Consider the following 17,483-nt stretch of genomic DNA (forward strand, 5'->3'; position numbering starts at 1 on the left):
CTCTTCGCTGTCACGCAGAGCCTGGACCCTCCATGCGAGAGTCTGGGACCTCAGTGCACTGCCGCGTGTTTCGCGTTCTCACGATCGAGTACACGCAGGGCGAGCAGGCCGCGCACGGCGGCGATGGGCTTCACCAGCGGATGTTCTCCGAACCGGTAGTCTCCCCCGCGGACCAGTCGTCGTGCAAGGTCCGGGCGCATCTGCCACAGGTGGTCACGGGCTTTCTCGGCATGATGGGAGTTCGAGACGATGCTGATCGTTGTGGCCGGGGTGAGTTCGCGGTCGATGATGGGGATCGCGTTGGCGATGTTCTCCCACGTCGTTGTGCTCTGCGCTTCCAGCACAGTTCGGCCGGCGAAGCCGAGTTCGTCCCGGGCGAAGCGTTCGAGGATGAGGGCCTCCGGTGTTCGTCCTGTGACGGCCCCTCCGCAGAGGATGAGGAGAGTCGACCGGGCTGTCGGATCGATCGACCGCAGACCCGCGCGGACCCTAAACCGGTTGATTCCGTTCGGTCGCTGACCGCGGTTTGCATATCCGAGGACGATGATGATCTGGTCACTGTCGGCTGTGGTCAGGGCCCGAGTGTCCGGACACGACCACCGGTCGCTCCGTGGTCGCCGGTCAGCAGAGCCAGAGCTATCACAGTCTCCCAGCCGACGACGGCTCGATCGCCAGTGGGCCGCCTCGGCGAAGAGGAAGACGCCGGCAAAGACGCCAAGGACAGTACCGGCGAACACGCGGACCGGCTTTGAAAAAGGCACTCTCATATCGAGAGTGCCTTGATCGTCCTGAGCAGGATCATTCGCCGCGCTGGCGCTTCTCCCACCGGTCTTCCATTCGGCTCATGAAGCCGGAGTTGCCCTTGGCACCGGTCTTCGCTCCGGAGTTCCGAGAGTCCGTCTGAGTGGTGTGCACATGGCCGGGACGGCTGAACGCCCAGTACATTCCGGCGACCATGAGGCCGAAGCCGACGACGCCGAGGGCGATCCACCAGGCGGAGCTGGAGACGAGCGAGATCGCGAGGATCGTCGCGGCCAGCCCGGCGAGTGCGATGAGGATACCGAGGACGAAGCGCTTCGCCGAGAACCCGGGCCCCGTGGCAGCGGCCTGGGTTTCCGAGATATTCCGGGCAAAACGAGGGTCTTCACTGCGCAGCTGCTTCTCAAGTTGATCCAACAGCTGCTGTTCGTGATCGGAGAGTGGCATCTCGAACCCCCGTTTCGCTTCCCAAGTCTTTCCCCCAATCATAGTCTCTGAGGGCCGAAAAAACATCTCCGGGGGCCGTCAGGAGCCGGATTCCCACGGGGTCTTCAGACTGTGCTCCCGCTCACCCGCTCTCAGGCCTCGGGGCGTTTGCGCAGAAGCGAGGCCTGCGAGATCGCTTCGCTGCCGAATCGCCGCCTCACCTCGTCGAGGGCGACCTCGGCTTCACGTCCGGAATGTTCTGGTTCGTCCAAGGTGGCCTGCCGTCCGGTGACGGCGAAATCGCTGAGGCCGGCGGCTCGGACGCCGAGCAGCCTGACTCCCTGGGAGCGCTGCTCACGCAGTTTGCGCAGAGCCGGGCGCAGCGCCTCGTACATCTCCCGGGCCAGATCCGTCGGCGCCGACAGAGTCACAGACCTCGACAGAGTCGTAAAATCGCCGAGACGGTACTTCAGTCCGAGGCTTGTGGCGACCTTTCCTTCTGCGCGGACTCGGTAGGCGACCTTGTCAGCGAGGCGCAGCAGTTCGTGTTCGAGCACGGCGATGTCCCAGATGTCCTCGCCGAAGGTGTTCTCAGCACTGATCGAGTGTTCCTTGGCCTGGTGGTCGAAACCGGACGAGTCCTGACCGTGGGCAGCCCGCCACAGCTGATGGCCGTGCGCACCGAAGACTCGTGCGGCCCAATCCTCGTCGACTGCGGCGAGGTCGCCGATGAGGCGGATTCCATAGCGGAAGAAGCCCTCCTGCGTCTTCTCCCCCACCCCGGGCAGGGCTTCGATCGGCATCGGGTCGAGGAACTGCTGGGTCGCGGCCGCGGGTACGAGCAGCTGGCCGTTCGGCTTCGCCCTCGTCGAGGCGAGTTTGGCCACGACGCGGCTGACGGCGATGCCCACCGAGGCGCTCAGACCGGTGCGCTCCTGGATCTGGGCTCGCAGCTGGGTGGTGATCTCCACCGGAGAGCCGAGCCGGCGCACGGCTCCGGAGACATCGATATAGGCTTCGTCGACGCTGACCTGCCGTACGTCGGGGGTCACCTCGGCGACGAGATCGAAGACTTGGCGGGAGTACGAGGAGTACAGACCGTGGGAAGGCGGGATCACCTCGGCGACGGGGCACAGGTTCATGGCCCGCGACATCGGCATCGCCGCATGGACTCCGAACTCGCGGGCTTCATAGCTGGCCGAGACGACGACTCCGCGTCCGCTGCGTCCGCCGACGATGACGGGGCGGCCGACGAGATGCGGGCGACTGAGCAGCTCGACGGAGACGAAGAACGAGTCCATGTCGAGGTGGAGCATGGTGGCGCCGGAGTCGTCCGTGCCCAGACGGCTCAGATCACCTCCGGATCGTGCCAGCTGCTTCCGACTCATCGCCTGCCCCTCGCGCTTGTTCCTTTCGGCTCCGCCGAACAGTCCAGGTACTCTTGAAGCATGGTATCGCGCACCGCTGTCATGACACTGCCCATCGTTGCCGCGCTCGCTCTCGCGGGCTGCTCGGGAAACGGTGGAGACAAGGCCGAATCGACCCCTTCGGCTTCTCAGGAGGCCCCTGCCTCCGCATCCCCTGCCGAATCCGAGACCGCCTCGGCCGAAGCATCGACCGAGGCCACAGGCTCGGACCCCGATACATCGAACGATGTGAAGGATCTGCCCGAGTACATCAAGCCGTACCCGGATTCCGAGGTGCTCTCCGCGTCGAGCGTCAAGGCTCACAACGACAAGGACAAGAAGCTGCCCGAACAGGTCAGCCTCGTCGTCAAGGCGAAGGCCGATGCCAAGGACATCTTCGAGTTCTACGAGAAGGAGCTCGGCAAGGCGGACTTCGAACGCCTCGGCGAAGAGGTGAAGACGAAGAGCGCCCGCGTGGTCAACTTCAAGCACAAGGACAATGACAGCGTCCTCGTCGTCACGGTCGCCGAGGATTCGGAGGACAAAGCGAATTCGATCGTGACCGTCGGCGGAAACATCGGTTCATGACCTCGCACAGATCGGGGATGACCGGCGACGCCCCTGAGCCCGGCCCGTCCACGGCACCCGGCTCGGCCGACGCCCCTCCCGCCCTCGTCGAGTTCCTCGACTCTCCCGAGTCCATCGCCGCCGAGGTGTCCGCCCAACTGGAGGCCTTCCTCGCTGAGAAGGCTGCCGAGTTCGAGGCGATCTCACCCGATGCGACAGCGATCGGCGACGCGCTCATCGAGTTCACCCGCGGCGGCAAGAGGATCCGCCCCGTCCTGCTGTGGTGGGGCTTCCAGCTCGCCGGCGGTGACGTCCGCGCCGGCGAGGCAGGCGGGACCACAGCCGACCGGACAGCCGGCTCCGCAGCCGACGTCACCGCGGGTCTGGCGCAGGCGGCCGGTTCGCTCGAGCTGCTCCACGCCGCCGCGCTCATCCATGATGATGTCATCGACAATTCGGACACCCGTCGTGGCCGGCCGGCCCTGCACCGACAGTTCGAGGACCGCCATCAGCGCTCCGGCTTCCATGGCGACGGCGCGTCCTTCGGCGTCTCCGCTTCCATCGTCATCGGCGATATCTGCCTGGCGCTGAGCGAGGAGCTCTTCGAACGATCGCAGGAGGCCCTGGGCAACAGCCGCGCCGCCCTCGAGCTGCGCGGAACCGTGCGTCGAGACGTCATGGTCGGCCAGTACCTCGACGTACTCGCCGAGGTCATCCCCCTCGGCGACGACCGGATCGCCGATCGCGCGTGGGAGGTGCTGAGCTTCAAGTCGGCGAAGTATTCGGTCGAACAGCCGCTCCTCCTCGGCGCGGCCCTGGCCGGAGCGGACGCTGGACAGCTGCAGGAGATCTCCGCTTTCGGTCTTCCCCTCGGACAGGCATTCCAGTTGCGCGACGATGTGCTCGGCATCGCCGGTGACCCCGAGGCCACAGGCAAACCCGCCGGCGACGATATCCGGGAGGGCAAGCGGACCGTGCTCATCGCCGAGACCGCGGCCCGGATCTCGGCGGACCAGCTCGAGATCCTCGCCGCGCGGTTGGGCGATCCGGATCTCAGTGACGCCGAGGTGGCCGAATGCGTTGACATGATCACGGACTCGGGCGGGCTCGCCGCCGTCGAATCCTTCATCGCGGACAAGCATGCCCACGCAGCGACGATCGTCGATACGTGGGCAGAAGCCGATGCCGGTGCAGGTTCAGCGGCAGGGCCGACCGCCTCGGCGCAGGTGCGCATCGGATCGGCCGCACAGGAGCGACTCAAGGGTTTTGCGAAAGCGCTGAGCTACCGCACCAGCTGAGGCCGGCGAACAGGTCTGCTCGCTTCGAGGGTGCCGCGTTGACCACGTCAAACGCTGCTCACCTCAAGGGTGTTGCGCTGCTCTCCTCGAGCCCGCGCAGATCAGAACGCGAGGGCTTGAGCGCGGCGGCGCACTTCCTTCTTGTTACCCGAGCGAAGCAGGTCGATGGGCCGGCCGGGCAGGGACTCGTCATGGGTGAAGAGCCACACGATGGCTTCTTCGTAGTCGAATCCGGCGTCGTAGAGGGTGTGCAGGGTGCCTTTGAGCGGTTTGACGACCTCGCCGTCGACGAAGAAGGCCAACGGAACCCGCAGAACCTTCGGATTGCCGATCTTGATTCCGCAGATGGCGCCGTCTTCGAGTAGCCTCCGCACTTGGGAGATGCCGAGCCCGGTGAGCTCTGCGATGTCGGGCAGCGGGGCCCAGTCCTGGACGAGTTCTTCGGTATTCACGCCCTCAAGCGTAGCAATATTCGGCAGAAACACCCCGCCATGCGGTGCCGAATGCTCGGGTCGAGCCCGCCTACTCGTTAGGCTGGAGACCGTAGCTTCCCCACTCGACATGAAGTCAACAGGTGACAGATGACACGACCGCGACGGCACAGGCCCGTCACCGCCGCTCCTGACATCCGCGCCGCATCGAAGGTGAATTCGACCGGTCCGATCCCAGGAGCCGAACGGGTCGACCCCGAAAACGACTCCCCCACCGAGGTGACCCCCACCGCCGAATCCCCCGACGAGAACTCACCGGCCGTCTCGGCGACGATGAACCCGGGCTCTAACGTGTCCGCTGACGATCGGTCTCCCGCCGCCGCAGCAGAATCGGCCACCCCCGACGATCAGTCCGATGACGGCGTCGAGGACACATCCGACCGTCGCCCCGCTGACGAGGACGCAGCCACCTCGAGCACCGGTCCGCAGTGGATCTCGGGCACCACGAGTGCCACCGTTCCCGTCACCCACGGCGGCCGCACATACAAGGTCAAGCAGGGCGACACCCTCTACGGTGTGGCCAGCAAACACGGCGTCTCAGTGCCCGCGTTAGCCGAACTCAACCGCATCTCGCCGCGTCAGAACCTCCACCAGGGTCAGGTCCTGTCCCTGCCGGAGAAGAACGATCTGCCCGATGATGATCCCTCACACGTCGTCGCCCCCGGTGACACCCTGCAGGGAATCGCGGCGCGGCACGGAATCTCGCCGGCGACCCTGCGGCAGGCCAACGCCATGGGCGATGACTCGTTCATCACGGTCGGCGAACTCCTCCTGCTGCGTCCGTCGAAGGCCCGCCCACGTCGCACCCCGGCCGAACCGCCGAGCGACGTCCCCCGCGTTGCCGCCAGCGCGCAGGTCGAGGGCATCCGCCCCTCGGTGCTCCACGCGGCGCGACTGAACAAATACACTCTGCTGCACCGCCGCCATCCGGCCCCGGCGCAGGCGAAGCTGCTCGTCGCCTCGCTGGCTGTCGAGCTCGGCGCCGATCCCGCCCTCATGCAGGCCCTCGCCGCTGCCGAATCCGGTTTCCAGCACACGACGGTCTCGGCCGGCAACGCGATCGGGATCATGCAGATCACTCCCCGATCCGGTCGCTGGGCGTCCGATATCGTCGGTCGCGGACTCGACCTGCTCGACATCGAAGACAATATCGTCGCCGGCACCGTCATCCTCGGCTGGCTCATCGAAACCGCCGAATCGGAGAACGAAGCCATCGCCGGCTACTACCAGGACCTGCGCTCGGTTCGCGCCGACGGACTGCTGCCGGAGACGAAGGCCTTCGTCCGCGCCGTCCAACTGCAGCGCGCGCGTTTGGAGGAGGCCCTGTGACCGCCCGCCGAGATCCCCTCATCGGCACGGTGCTCAATGAGCGCTACCGCATCGATGCCAAGATCGCCCGCGGCGGCATGGCCATGGTCTACCGCGGCACCGACCTGCGACTCGACCGTGAGATCGCGATCAAGGTCATGCATGAGCACCTCATCTCCGATGACACCTTCGTCGAACGCTTCCGCCGGGAGGCCATCAACGCCGGTCGGCTCACCCACCCGAACCTCGTGGCCATCCACGATCAGGCGCGCGACGGCGACATCGTCTACCTCGTCATGGAATACCTGCCGTCGGTGACGCTGCGCCGCGAGCTCAAGCACCGCGGAACCTTCACGCCCAGACAGGCGATCGTCGTCCTCGATGCGATCCTCGCCGCGCTCGAGGCCGTGCACTCGACCGGGATCATCCATCGCGATCTCAAACCCGACAATGTGCTGCTGGGCACCGACGGTCAGGTCAAGCTAGCCGACTTCGGTCTGGCCCGTGCCGTGACCACAGCGACGACGACCAAGACCCTCATCGGCACGGTCGGCTATGTTGCTCCCGAACTCGTCACCCGAGCCGGAGCAGATGCCCGCACCGATCTGTACACGGTCGGCATCATGTTCTACGAGATGCTCACCGGCGCTCAGCCGTATACCGATGACGTCCCGATCCAGGTCGCGTACCGTCACGTCCACGATACGGTTCCGCCGCCGTCGGACGTCGTCACCCGCCTGAGTCCGCGCCTGGATGCGCTCGTGCTGTGGGCGACGTCGAAGGACCCCGAGGACCGTCCTGCCGATGCCGCCGAGTTCCGCTTAGCGTTGGCAGAAGCGCGTGCGGAGATGTCCGAGGCCGAGCTCGACCTCGGAGATCCGCAGATCGCCACCGGTGAGCACTCCCCCGTGCTCACCGCGAGCATCGACCTCGGCGAGGAGGTGCCGAAGGAGAAGCGCTCCCGCACCGACGAGATCCCGTATCTCGAAGGCGAAGAGGACGACACCGAGGCGGACACAGGTGCGGCGGATCCCGACGATGCCGATGACGACGAGTCCTCCGCCGAGGCGGCTGCCGCGGAAGCTTCCCACGACGATGCCGACGGGGTCGACGGTGTCGAATCGGGCGACTCTGATCTTGACGCTGACGCCGACTCCGATGACGCCGATCGTGGCGATGACGACCACACTGACGGTGCCGCCGGCGCGGCCGCCGTCGCTGCGGCCGAAGTCGGAGTGGCCGGCGCCGCGGTTGCCGGTGCCGGTGCCGGTGCCGTCTCGGAATCCCCCGACGCAGACACGTCGGGCGCGCAAGCCGCAGGCGCTGCCGCCGATTCAGCTGATTCTGACGCTTCGGACGGTTCCGCTGATCGAGAGGACTCCGACGACGAACCGGTGTCGAAGGATTCGGATTCCGACCGCCACGATAAGGCTGCGGTGGTCGCCGGCTCCGCGGCCGCCTCTGCGGGGGCATCTCCCGTCCGACGTCGCCGACGTCGTGTCCTTACGGGACTCGTCGCCGTGGTTGCCGTCCTCGCTCTGGTCGCCTGGTTCGTGGTGGCGAACCTGCCGACACCGAAATCCATCGTTCCCGGTGAGCTGGCGGGCAAGCCCGTCGGGGAAGTCACCTCGCAGCTGGAGGACAACGATCTCAAGGCCGAGCCCAAAGAGGTCTTCGACGACAAGGTTCCCGCCGGGACTGTCATCGGCACCGAACCCGTCAGCGGTGCAGAACTCGCTCCTGACTCTTCCGTCACGGTCGTCGTGTCCAAGGGTGAGGAGAAGTTCGCGGTTCCGAAGCTCGAGGGCACGACCCGCGACGAAGCAGAGGCCGCGCTGAAGAAGGTCAACCTCGAGGTCGGCAAGGTCGAGGAGAAGTACAGCGACACTGTCGCCAAGGACTCCGTCATCTCGGCATCGCAGAAGGCCGGAACCAAGCTGTCGAAAGGCGAGAAGATCGATCTCGTCGTGTCCAAGGGCGTCGCGCCGATCCCGGTTCCCAACGTCGAGGGGCTGACCTTCGACGCCGCCTATGCGACCCTGGCCAAGCGCGGATTCCGCGTCGGCAAGGACGAGGTGTTCTCCGACGACGTACCCAAGGGCAAGGTTGTCTCGCAGTTCCCGAAGAGCACCGAGGCGAAGCCCGCGAACTCTCTCATCATCGTCCGCGTGTCCAAGGGCAAGGAGAAGAAAGAAGACTCCGACTCGAAGGATGACAAGAAGGACGAGAAGAACGATTCCAAGGACAAGAAGTCTGACGACAAGAAGGACGACAAAGACAAATAGGACTCGTCGGTCAGACGTGTCGGTCGGTCAGGCACGACGGGCGGACAGGCACGACGGGCGGACAGGCACGACTGGTCGCTCGGGCGCAGATGATTCCGGTCGGTCAGACGACAAAGCCGGGGGCTCCGCAGAGATTCTGCGGAGCCCCCGGCTTTGTCAGTTGTGGCGGTTACTGCCGTCGGGTGAGGTACTCGGCGACCTGGAACGCCATCTCCAGCGACTGATCGTGGTTGAGGCGCGGGTCGACGAGGGTCTCGTAGCGGCGACGCAGGCCCTCGTCGTCGATCTCGGTGGCCCCGCCCATGATCTCGGTGACGTCATCGCCGGTGAGTTCGATGTGCAGTCCACCGGGGATCGTGCCCGCCTCAGCGTGCGCGTTGAAGAATCCTTCGACCTCGGCCATGACGTCTTCGAAGCGGCGGGTCTTGTACCCGGTGTTCGAGGTGATCGTGTTGCCGTGCATCGGGTCGCAGACCCAGGTCACATGCGGCAGACGGTCGCCGATTCCCGACAGCAGAGCCGGCAGCGACTCACCGATCTGACCGGCACCCATGCGGGTGACGAAGGTCAGGCGGCCGGGCTCGGCGTCCGGGTCGAGTTTCTCGGCCAGGGCCAGGGCGTCATCAGCCGTGGCAGTGGGTCCGAGCTTGACGCCGATGGGGTTGCGCACCTTGGACAGGAAGTCGACATGGGCGCCGTCGATCTCGCGGGTGCGTTCGCCGATCCACAGGAAGTGTCCGGACACGTCGTAGGCTTCACCGGTGCGTGAGTCGATGCGAGTCAGTGCACGTTCGTATTCGAGCAGCAGCGCCTCGTGGGCGGCGTAGAACTCGGTGGTCTTGAGCGCATCGAAGTCGGCTCCGCAGGCATCCATGAAGCGGATGGCACGGTCGATCTCGGCAGCGGTCTGCTCGTAGCGCTGGTAGCCGGGGTTCGATGCGAGGAAACCGCGGTTCCAGTCGTGGACGAATCGCAGATCGGCGAAGCCGCCCTGGGTGAACGCACGGATGAGGTTCAGCGTGGAAGCGGAGATGTGGTACGCCTTGAGCAGACGTTCCGGATCGTGGCGGCGGGATTCCTCGGTGAACTCGTAGCCGTTGACGATGTCGCCGCGGAACGACGGCAGGGTGACTCCGTCACGGGTCTCCATATCGGCCGAACGCGGCTTCGCGAACTGACCGGCCATGCGGCCGATCTTCACCACGGGCATCGATCCGCCGTAGGTCAGCACGGCCGCCATCTGCAGAACCGTCTGCACACGAGCCCGGATCTTGTCCGCCTGGGCTCCGTCGAAGGATTCGGCGCAGTCGCCGCCCGCCAGGACGAAGGCTTCTCCGCGCGAGGCGGCGGCGATCCGCTGCTTGAGCACATCGGCTTCACCGGCGAAGACCAACGGGGGTGAGTTGCGCAGATCGGTGAGCACCTCGTCGAGCGCAGCACTGTCAAGATACGTCGGCTGCTGCTTCGGATCCATCTCTCGCCAGTCGTCGAGACCGCGGAGATTGTCGTGGCCGGCAGCGGCGATTTCTCTGTTGGACAGGACCGGATCGGTGTGGAGACTCAATGTTTCACTTTCATGGGTTTTCGGTACCGGTCTCGAAGTCCTCGGCCGAGACATTGTCGAGGAAGTCTCTGAACTGTGCGACTTCCTCTTCATCGGCCTCGGGGGCTTCGATTCCGGACTCTTCAAGCAATTGTGTTTCGACGAACACGGGGCAGTCGGCTGTCAGCGCCAGTGTCACCGCGTCCGAAGGGCGCGCGGAGATCGACTTCCCGTCATTCGTGTGCAGCTCTGCCAGGAAGATCTGACCGTCCTTGCCGGTGATCGTCACGTCCTGCAGCTCGGCCCCGTACTTCTCGAGGACGTCGAGCAGCAGAGCGTGCGACATGGGGCGCGGCGGGGTCAGTCCCCGCTGCGCGATCGAGAGCGCATTGGCCTCGATCGCACCGACCCAGATCGGCAGATAGTAAGCAGGTTCGCTGGCCTTGAGCAGCAGAATCGGTTGGTTGGCGGGCATTTCGATGCGGACGCCGACAACCTCGACTTCGACTTTTGACATTATCCCCCGGTCAGGAGCGCGGACGCTGCTGGAAGATCATTCGGAACTTGCCGATCTGCACATCGGCTCCGTTCTGCAGTTCGATGGAGTCGATGAGCTGACGGCCCACATAGGTGCCGTTGAGCGAACCCGTGTCGCGCAGAGTGAACCCGCTGGGAGTGCGGATGAACTCGGCATGCTTACGCGAGACCGTGACGTCATCGAGGAAGATGTCGGCATTCGGGCTGCGACCCACCGTGACCACGTCGGTGTCGAGCAGGATCTGTGAACCAGAGTCCGGTCCGGAGACGACGACGAGCAGAGCATCGGCGTCCTGCAGACCTTCGAGGTCGGGCACGGGGTGGATCTCGCCGGTGTGCGGATCCAGGATTCCCTGGAACTGCTGGCTGCCCGAATCGTTCATCGGGTCCTGTCCGCCGTTCGTCGGAGCGCCCTGCGGCTGGCCGCCCTGGGGCTGACCCGACTGGGGCTGACCGGACTGTGGCTGACCATACTGGCCGGGGCCGGGCTGGCTGCCCTGCTGCTGGTTGGGATCGAACTGGCCGTACTGGCCGGCACCGTTCGAACCGTACTGCTGCTGGCCGCCCTGCTGCGGATGGTTCCCGTACTGCGGCTGACCTTGGCTGCCCTGAGGCTGCGCAAACTGACCGGCACCATTGGAGCCGTACTGCTGCTGACCCTGGCCGCCCTGAGGCTGACCGCTCTGCGGCTGGCCGTAGTTCTGCGGCGGATACTGATTCTGCTGAGGCTGATACTGCGGCTGCCCCTGGCTGCCCTGCCCCTGTCCGGCATACGGCTGATTCGCCGGCTGCGACGCACCGTAGTTCTGCCCGCCCTGCGGGGTGCCGCCGAACTGCTGACCATTGCCATAGCTCTGGCCGCCCTGGGGCGTTCCGCCGTAGTTCTGGCTACCTTGGGGCGTTCCGCCGAACTGCTGGCCATTGCCGTACTGCGGTGCCTGCGGGGCACCGTCGGCAGGCTGCTGACCGTAGGGAGGGGTGTTCCCCTGACCGTTCTGGTCGACCTGAGGGTTCATCCGAGTCGCGGACTCGTCAGCGCCATTGCCGTTTCCGGCCCCGAACGGGAACTTCTTCGACTGCGGGACCTGTCCGTTGTCATACCAGGGCTGCGAGGGGGTCGGACGATTCTGATCGTGGTTCTGCGACATTACGCCTCCTCGCTCTGAATGAGCTCTTTGTACGTCTCGCTGTCCATCAGCGATTCGAGCTGTGTGGGGTCACTGAGTTCGACGAGATACATCCACCCGTCTTCGAAGGGAGACGAGTTCACCGTCTCCGGTGAATCGTCGAGTGAGTCGTTGACCTCTGTGACGGTCCCCGACACAGGTGCGATCAGATCGGAGACACTCTTCGTGCTCTCGACTTCGCCGCAGGACTCCCCTGCGGTGACCGAATCCCCGGTTTCAGGCAGGTCGACATAGACGACGTCACCCAGCTGTTCCTGGGCGAAATCAGTGATACCCACACGGACTACTGCGTTGTCTTCCGTGGTCGCGACCCACTCGTGGTCGCGCGAGTACCGCAAAGACACTGGATAATCCAGATCTGCCATGTCGACTCCTCTAGTTTGTCGGTGTACCAAGCATAGCCGCCTGGGCCACTTTCATAACAATCACGAAACGGAAATGTTACTGAGTCACCCTGTCAGGCATCTGCAGGACCCGCTTCTTCGGTATCTACCTGGGATGATACCTGTTTTTCGAAGGTCACGGAACGCGGTTTTGGCAGTTGGCCTCCGATCGGTATAAGCTAGTTCTCGTTGCCCACGAGGGAGTACGGTAACGGGCTATGGCGCAGCTTGGTAGCGCGCTTCACTGGGGGTGAAGAGGTCGTGGGTTCAAATCCCGCTAGCCCGACCACCCGGGTCATCACCCGCTTTCAATAGAATGTGTCGCCACTTCGCTGAGACGAAGGAGCGGCACATTTTTCGTTCCCCGAACCTGTCAGCCCCGCGTTGTGGCGACGTCTATTCAATCCAAGCCAGGGGACTTGACTCGAGCCAGGGAACATCCCGCCCACGCTCGTCAGGTCCGACGGACGTCCAAGCGGTTCGCGAAGACCACGGTCAGGAGGCCGACGAGCACGAGGATGCCGAGTCCCCACCGCAGTCCCGCTCCCGTGGCGACGACCCCGACCAGCGGACTCGTCCCGAGGTACCCCACCCGCATCAGCCAGTTCACCAGCGTCACTCCCCCGGCACGCCCGACACCGGGCAGACGAGCGGCCGCTCCCAGTGCGCCGGGCACGAGCGTCGCTGACCCGAATCCGAGGGCACCCATCGAAACGAGCAGCAGAACGGGTTCCTGGGCTGCGATGATGCCGACTCCGCCGACGGCGATGAGTCCGCCCCCGAGGCGCGCGATCCGACCGGCCCCGAACCTCGTCACGAGCACGTCCCCGCTGAATCGTCCGAGGCATTGGCTGCCGATGACGATGCTGAAGGCGATCCCCGCCGAGGCAGCCGGAACTCCTGCGAATTCGACCGCGGCCAGCCCCGCCCAGTTGTTCGCAATGTCCTCGACCGCGGCACCGCAGATCGCGACGATCGCCAAGGGCAGCGCAGCCCAGAGGACCATCCGTTTCGATCGCCCCACGGCCCCGTCTCCGCCACGGCCAACAGGAGCGGCGTCGGAATCGGCGACCCGCCTCGGCGAGGCGTAGTCTCCGATGAGGCGGCGCCCAACGATCGTGATGACCACGGCTGCGACTCCGATGAGCCCCAGCCACGCCCGCATGTCGGCACCGGAGCTGGCGGCCGCGGTTGCGGCGGCTCCGCTGAGCAGACCGCCGAGGCTCCACAGCGCATGCATCGACGACAGGATCGTGCGACCGGCCCGTTCCTGGACGGAGATGCCGACGACGTTCTGCGCGACATCGACGATGGCATCGCAGCACCCCAACAGGAGCAGACAGATCGCCATCATCACGCCGTTGACCGACCACGCCGTCGCCGAGGCGGCCACACCGAGCATCACCGTCCCAACGATGACGACACGGTGCGCTCCGAATCGGGCGATGAGGGCGGCGGGCAGGACCGAGGACAGCAGCGACCCGCCGGCGAAGCAGGCGACGACGAGGCCGAACTGCCAGGAGCTCAGTCCGAGTCGGTCGACGAGCAGCGGATACCACGGCAGGAGAGCGGCGAAGACGGCACCATTGCCGGTGAAGTAGAGGCCGACGCCGGCTGCGGCCCTCACTCTGCCTTGACGACTTTCGCCGCGCGCAGGTCACGTCCAGCTTGCCCGAGGATCACGAGCGCGACCAGGACTCCGAGCAGAATCCACCACAGTGAACCGGTCATGAAGATGAGCACCATCGAGGCGAGGATCGGCACCAGACGGCGCAGCGACCACCACACGTAGCCGCCGAAGCTCGGCATCGCCACATTCGCCGAATCTGCGACGGACTTGACCATGAAGTTCGGTCCGTTGCCGATGTAGGTGATGGCCCCACCCATGACAGCGCCGAGCGAGACCGCGATGAGCAGGGTCTCGGGCACTCCCGCCACCTTCGGTTCACCCGGCACCTGGGCGGCCATCTCGAAGAAGGTGACATAGGTGGGAGCATTGTCGAGCACGGAGGACAGACCGCCGGTGAAGATGAACAGGGAGATCTCGCCCAGCGGGATCTTGTGGGCGATCTGCCCCAGGTACTGCAGGGCCGGCATCATCGTGAGGAAGATGCCGATGAAGAGCGACCCGACCTCGAGGATCGGCGTCCAGGTGAATTTGTTGAGATTGAACCGTGCACCGCGGTCACCGACGAGGAATGACGTCACCGCGGAGACGAGCATGACGAGCTCACGCCACGGCACGAAGTCCGAGGCGCTCGCATGTCCTGTTTCGATCGCATGCAGGTCGACCGAAGGGATGAAAGCGACGGCCACGATGATGATCGCGAGGAACAGCAGACCGCTGGCGCCGCGCAGGCCGAGTTTGGTCACATACTCGGCATCTTTGGCCAGCGCCTCGGCCGGTTCCTTCGCATACATCTTCTTATCGAGTGCGAAGTAGCTGATGAGCAGCAGGGCGTTGACGAACAGCCAGTACGGCCAGAGCCCGAATGTCCATTCGAATGGCACTCCGCGCAGCATGCCGAGGAAAAGCGGCGGGTCGCCCAGCGGTGTGAGCAGACCGCCGCAGTTCGCGACGATGAAGATCGTATAGATGACGGTGTGGGTGCGGTGCTTGCGGTCCTGATTCGTGTTGAGGATCGGGCGGATGAGCAGCATAGCCGCACCCGTGGTGCCGATGAACGAGGCGAGCACACCGCCGACAGCGAGGAAGATCGTGTTGTTCCGCGGAGTCGCCTTGATGTCGCCGACGAGGAAGATTCCGCCCGAGGCGACGAAGAGGCTGCCGATGAGCATGATGAATTGGAAGTACTCGAGCAGCGCGTGGATGACGGTCGTCGACTCTCCGCTGAGCAGGAACCACACGGCGATCGGCACACCGAGGATGAGCGCGACGATGAGCTTGACGAGGTTGCGATCCCAGATCTTCTCCGTGGCCGGAATGAGCGGGAGCACCGCGATGCATCCGAGCAGCAGAACAAACGGAATGATGCTCCACCAGGCCACGACCATCCGGGGACTCCTTTATTCAGTGTCGACGAGCAGGCTCGTCCAGTCGACGTTGACGCTGTCTTACTCTACTGAACTCGCGCAGCGCATCGGACCACGGTCTGCCACACGGACGTAGCTTGCCCATGGATGCAAAGAGCCGCCGGCGAAGATCGTTCAGTTCGCCGAGGCGGCCGGTGAGTCAGCAGAGGTGCCGGTCAGTTCGCCGAGGCGGAGGCCGATTCCTCGGCGGGAATGCGATCCTTGCGCAGTCCGATGAGCAGACCGCCGATCGCGACGACGAAGACGAGACCGAGCCCGACGGTCAGTCCCGGTTCGGCCTGGTAGGCCTTGGCCACTGCTTTGAAGCCGAGGAACCCGACGGTCGAGTAGATGAGCGCCCACAGCGATCCTCCGACGGCGAGCGCCGGGACGTAGCGGCGGTAGCGCATCCCCGTGGTTCCGGCAGCGAGGTTGACCACGGTCTGCAGCCCGACGGTGAGGAAGCTCAGGGCCACGACGGGCGCCCCGAAGCGGTCGATGGTGTCCTCGGCGCGGCGGTATTTGGGTCCGGCCATGATCTTCTCGACCCGGTGGAACTTGCGGATTCCCTTGCGGGCGAAGCGGCCGAGGACGAAGGTGCCGCCGGCGCGGACGACAATGATGCCGAACATGATCAGCCATGTCACTGCGATCGGAAACGACCAGTCGAGCGGATTCATCGGTGCGGCGCACTCCTCACTCTGGGCATTCCGCTGCGCGGACGCACTGCGGCTTCACGGATCGGTCGCTCCCATCATAGCCCCGTTAGGTTAGGTTTCCCTCACAGAGCGGCCGGTCGAGACCGATCTCACCCACCGAGGCGGTGACCGCTCAGACGCGCCCACCATCGAGGTAGACCGAGTTGACCCGGTTCTCGATTCCACGGACGTCGGCGGTGCGCAGGTCGCCGTCCACGACGACGAGGTCGGCCAGTCCGCCCTCACCGATTCGGCCGACCCGATCTTCATCGAGCAGGCGGGCTGCCACGGAGGTTCCGGCGGCGAGCGCCTCCGTCGTGGACAGTCCCACCTCGGCCAGCAGGCTGATCTCTTCGAGGTTCTCCCCGTGCGGGCCGACTCCGGCATCGGTGCCCAGCGCGATCGGGACTCCTGCTTCGTGGGCCCGGCTGATCGACTCCTGGTGGGCGTCGACGACGCGTCGGGCCTTGTCCACGACGGAGGCAGGCAGCCCGGCACCGGCATCGGCGGCCTTGATGACGGCCTGCGGGGCCTGCAGGGTCGGGACAAGGAAGGTGCCGTGCTCGAGCATGAGGTCGATGGCTTCGTCGTCGAGGTAGATTCCGTGTTCGATCGAGCGCACCCCGGCACGGACGGCGTTCTTGATTCCCGGTGCGCCCTGCGCGTGGGACATCACATACGCGCCTTGGGCGGCCGCCTCGGCGACGATGACAGCGATCTCGGCTTCGGTGAATTGGGAGTGCCGCGGATCGTCGCGAGGGGAGAGCACTCCCCCGGTCGAGCAGATCTTGATGTGGTCGGCCCCGGCCCGCAGCAGTTCGCGGGTCTTCTTCTGCACCTCTTCGAGTCCGTCGGCGACGCCCGAGGGCCGGCCGGGGTGCGGGGCCAGGAAAGGAGACTCCGCCCCGGAGACGAGGTGGAAGTCTCCGTGGCCACCGGTCTGGGACATGATGTTGACGGCGATCGTCAGCCGCGGACCGCGCACCACTCCGGTCTCCACGGCGACCTTCGCACCGAGGTCTGTGCCTCCGGCATCGCGCACGGTCGTCACTCCGCCCTTGAGAGTGGCTTCCATATTCTTCACAGAGTTATAGAACTGGAGCGAGAACGGGTCGTGGAAGTTCGAGGTGGCTGCCGCGCCGCTGCTCGTGAGGTGGACGTGGCAGTCGATGACTCCGGGGATGATCGTCTTCCCCGCGCAGTCGATGTGGTCGTCTCCGGCGTTGTGCGAACCCTGCCCTCCTTCCGCCACCGAGGCGATCCGTCCGCCGTCGATGACGACGTCCCGGGTGCCGGGCAGAAAGCGAGTTCCGTCGAAGACCGTGGCGTGGGTGAGAACTGTGACCATGGGCGTGCTCCTCATCGTTGAAAATCAGCTGGTCGACCGTGAACGGCCGTCCCCTCACATCTATCACGAACGACCTCTCCGTGACGATCAGGGCGGTGACACGGAGAACAGTGACTTAAGATCAGACATCGGAACCGGAACGCGCACTGTTCGCGCCCCGACCCGTGTTCACGTCCGCGACACCTTCCTGGGTTATGGTCACCGGCGGTACCGG

General features: G+C 65.2%; 16 protein-coding genes and 1 tRNA gene. 5 read left to right on the forward strand and 12 right to left on the reverse strand.

The window, feature by feature from the left end:
* Positions 1-50: 50 nt before the first annotated feature.
* From HK108_RS12185 to dinB, 3 genes are all read right to left on the reverse strand, one after another.
* Positions 51-737, reverse strand: coding sequence for a YdcF family protein (locus HK108_RS12185; protein ID WP_229664118.1), 687 nt, complete (start codon positions 735-737; stop codon positions 51-53).
* Between the two features lie 61 nt (positions 738-798).
* Positions 799-1,206: a DUF3040 domain-containing protein gene (locus tag HK108_RS12190; protein ID WP_139469756.1), complete on the reverse strand. Its 408-nt coding sequence runs from the start codon at positions 1,204-1,206 to the stop codon at positions 799-801.
* 131 nt (positions 1,207-1,337) lie between these two features.
* Positions 1,338-2,573, reverse strand: coding sequence for a DNA polymerase IV (gene dinB / locus HK108_RS12195; RefSeq protein ID WP_181271728.1), 1,236 nt, complete (start codon positions 2,571-2,573; stop codon positions 1,338-1,340).
* A 60-nt stretch (positions 2,574-2,633) separates the two neighbouring features.
* On the opposite strand from dinB, the gene HK108_RS12200 reads away from it, so the two are divergent.
* Positions 2,634-3,179 (forward strand): hypothetical protein, encoded by a 546-nt coding sequence (locus tag HK108_RS12200; RefSeq protein ID WP_229664119.1) that lies wholly within the window; start codon positions 2,634-2,636, stop codon positions 3,177-3,179.
* Positions 3,176-4,456 (forward strand): polyprenyl synthetase family protein, encoded by a 1,281-nt coding sequence (locus tag HK108_RS12205; RefSeq protein WP_229664120.1) that lies wholly within the window; start codon positions 3,176-3,178, stop codon positions 4,454-4,456. The genes HK108_RS12200 and HK108_RS12205 overlap by 4 nt, the downstream gene beginning before the upstream one ends.
* Positions 4,457-4,557: 101 nt before the next feature.
* Here HK108_RS12205 and HK108_RS12210 read toward each other — a convergent pair whose 3' ends face one another.
* Positions 4,558-4,908 (reverse strand): Rv2175c family DNA-binding protein, encoded by a 351-nt coding sequence (locus HK108_RS12210; RefSeq protein ID WP_101546273.1) that lies wholly within the window; start codon positions 4,906-4,908, stop codon positions 4,558-4,560.
* Between the two features lie 129 nt (positions 4,909-5,037).
* Here HK108_RS12210 and HK108_RS12215 point away from each other — a divergent pair, with 129 nt between their 5' ends.
* Both HK108_RS12215 and HK108_RS19115 read left to right on the forward strand, forming a co-directional pair.
* Positions 5,038-6,276, forward strand: a complete 1,239-nt coding sequence (locus tag HK108_RS12215) for a lytic transglycosylase (RefSeq protein ID WP_181271729.1) — start codon at positions 5,038-5,040, stop codon at positions 6,274-6,276.
* Positions 6,273-8,540 (forward strand): protein kinase domain-containing protein, encoded by a 2,268-nt coding sequence (locus HK108_RS19115; RefSeq protein WP_181271730.1) that lies wholly within the window; start codon positions 6,273-6,275, stop codon positions 8,538-8,540. The genes HK108_RS12215 and HK108_RS19115 overlap by 4 nt, the downstream gene beginning before the upstream one ends.
* A gap of 169 nt (positions 8,541-8,709) precedes the next feature.
* On the opposite strand, the gene HK108_RS12225 is transcribed toward HK108_RS19115, so the two are convergent.
* The 4 genes from HK108_RS12225 to gcvH are packed head-to-tail and all read right to left on the reverse strand — an operon-like array spanning position 8,710 to position 12,172.
* Positions 8,710-10,104 (reverse strand): class II 3-deoxy-7-phosphoheptulonate synthase, encoded by a 1,395-nt coding sequence (locus HK108_RS12225; protein ID WP_139469752.1) that lies wholly within the window; start codon positions 10,102-10,104, stop codon positions 8,710-8,712.
* A 10-nt stretch (positions 10,105-10,114) separates the two neighbouring features.
* Positions 10,115-10,600, reverse strand: coding sequence for a bifunctional nuclease family protein (locus tag HK108_RS12230; protein ID WP_101546269.1), 486 nt, complete (start codon positions 10,598-10,600; stop codon positions 10,115-10,117).
* Positions 10,601-10,610: 10 nt separating this feature from the next.
* Positions 10,611-11,768 (reverse strand): FHA domain-containing protein, encoded by a 1,158-nt coding sequence (locus tag HK108_RS19120; protein WP_139469751.1) that lies wholly within the window; start codon positions 11,766-11,768, stop codon positions 10,611-10,613.
* Complete coding sequence (gene gcvH, locus HK108_RS12240) at positions 11,768-12,172, reverse strand: glycine cleavage system protein GcvH (protein ID WP_139469750.1); 405 nt, start codon at positions 12,170-12,172, stop codon at positions 11,768-11,770. The genes HK108_RS19120 and gcvH overlap by 1 nt, the downstream gene beginning before the upstream one ends.
* 230 nt (positions 12,173-12,402) lie before the next feature.
* On the opposite strand from gcvH, the gene HK108_RS12245 reads away from it, so the two are divergent.
* A tRNA-Pro gene (locus tag HK108_RS12245) sits at positions 12,403-12,479 on the forward strand.
* Positions 12,480-12,644: 165 nt separating this feature from the next.
* Here the strand turns inward: HK108_RS12245 and HK108_RS12250 are convergent.
* From HK108_RS12250 to HK108_RS12265, 4 genes are all read right to left on the reverse strand, one after another.
* Entirely contained in the window at positions 12,645-13,817 is a 1,173-nt protein-coding gene (locus HK108_RS12250; protein WP_139469749.1) for an MFS transporter, read from the reverse strand.
* Positions 13,814-15,205 (reverse strand): sodium:proton antiporter, encoded by a 1,392-nt coding sequence (locus HK108_RS12255; RefSeq protein ID WP_139469748.1) that lies wholly within the window; start codon positions 15,203-15,205, stop codon positions 13,814-13,816. The genes HK108_RS12250 and HK108_RS12255 overlap by 4 nt, the downstream gene beginning before the upstream one ends.
* A gap of 194 nt (positions 15,206-15,399) precedes the next feature.
* Positions 15,400-15,903: a DedA family protein gene (locus HK108_RS12260; RefSeq protein ID WP_181271731.1), complete on the reverse strand. Its 504-nt coding sequence runs from the start codon at positions 15,901-15,903 to the stop codon at positions 15,400-15,402.
* 151 nt (positions 15,904-16,054) lie between these two features.
* Positions 16,055-17,269 (reverse strand): metal-dependent hydrolase family protein, encoded by a 1,215-nt coding sequence (locus HK108_RS12265; protein ID WP_181271732.1) that lies wholly within the window; start codon positions 17,267-17,269, stop codon positions 16,055-16,057.
* Positions 17,270-17,483 lie beyond the last annotated feature (214 nt).

The organism is Brevibacterium sediminis (genome assembly GCF_013623905.1).
In the GTDB taxonomy this organism is placed as follows: domain Bacteria; phylum Actinomycetota; class Actinomycetes; order Actinomycetales; family Brevibacteriaceae; genus Brevibacterium; species Brevibacterium sediminis.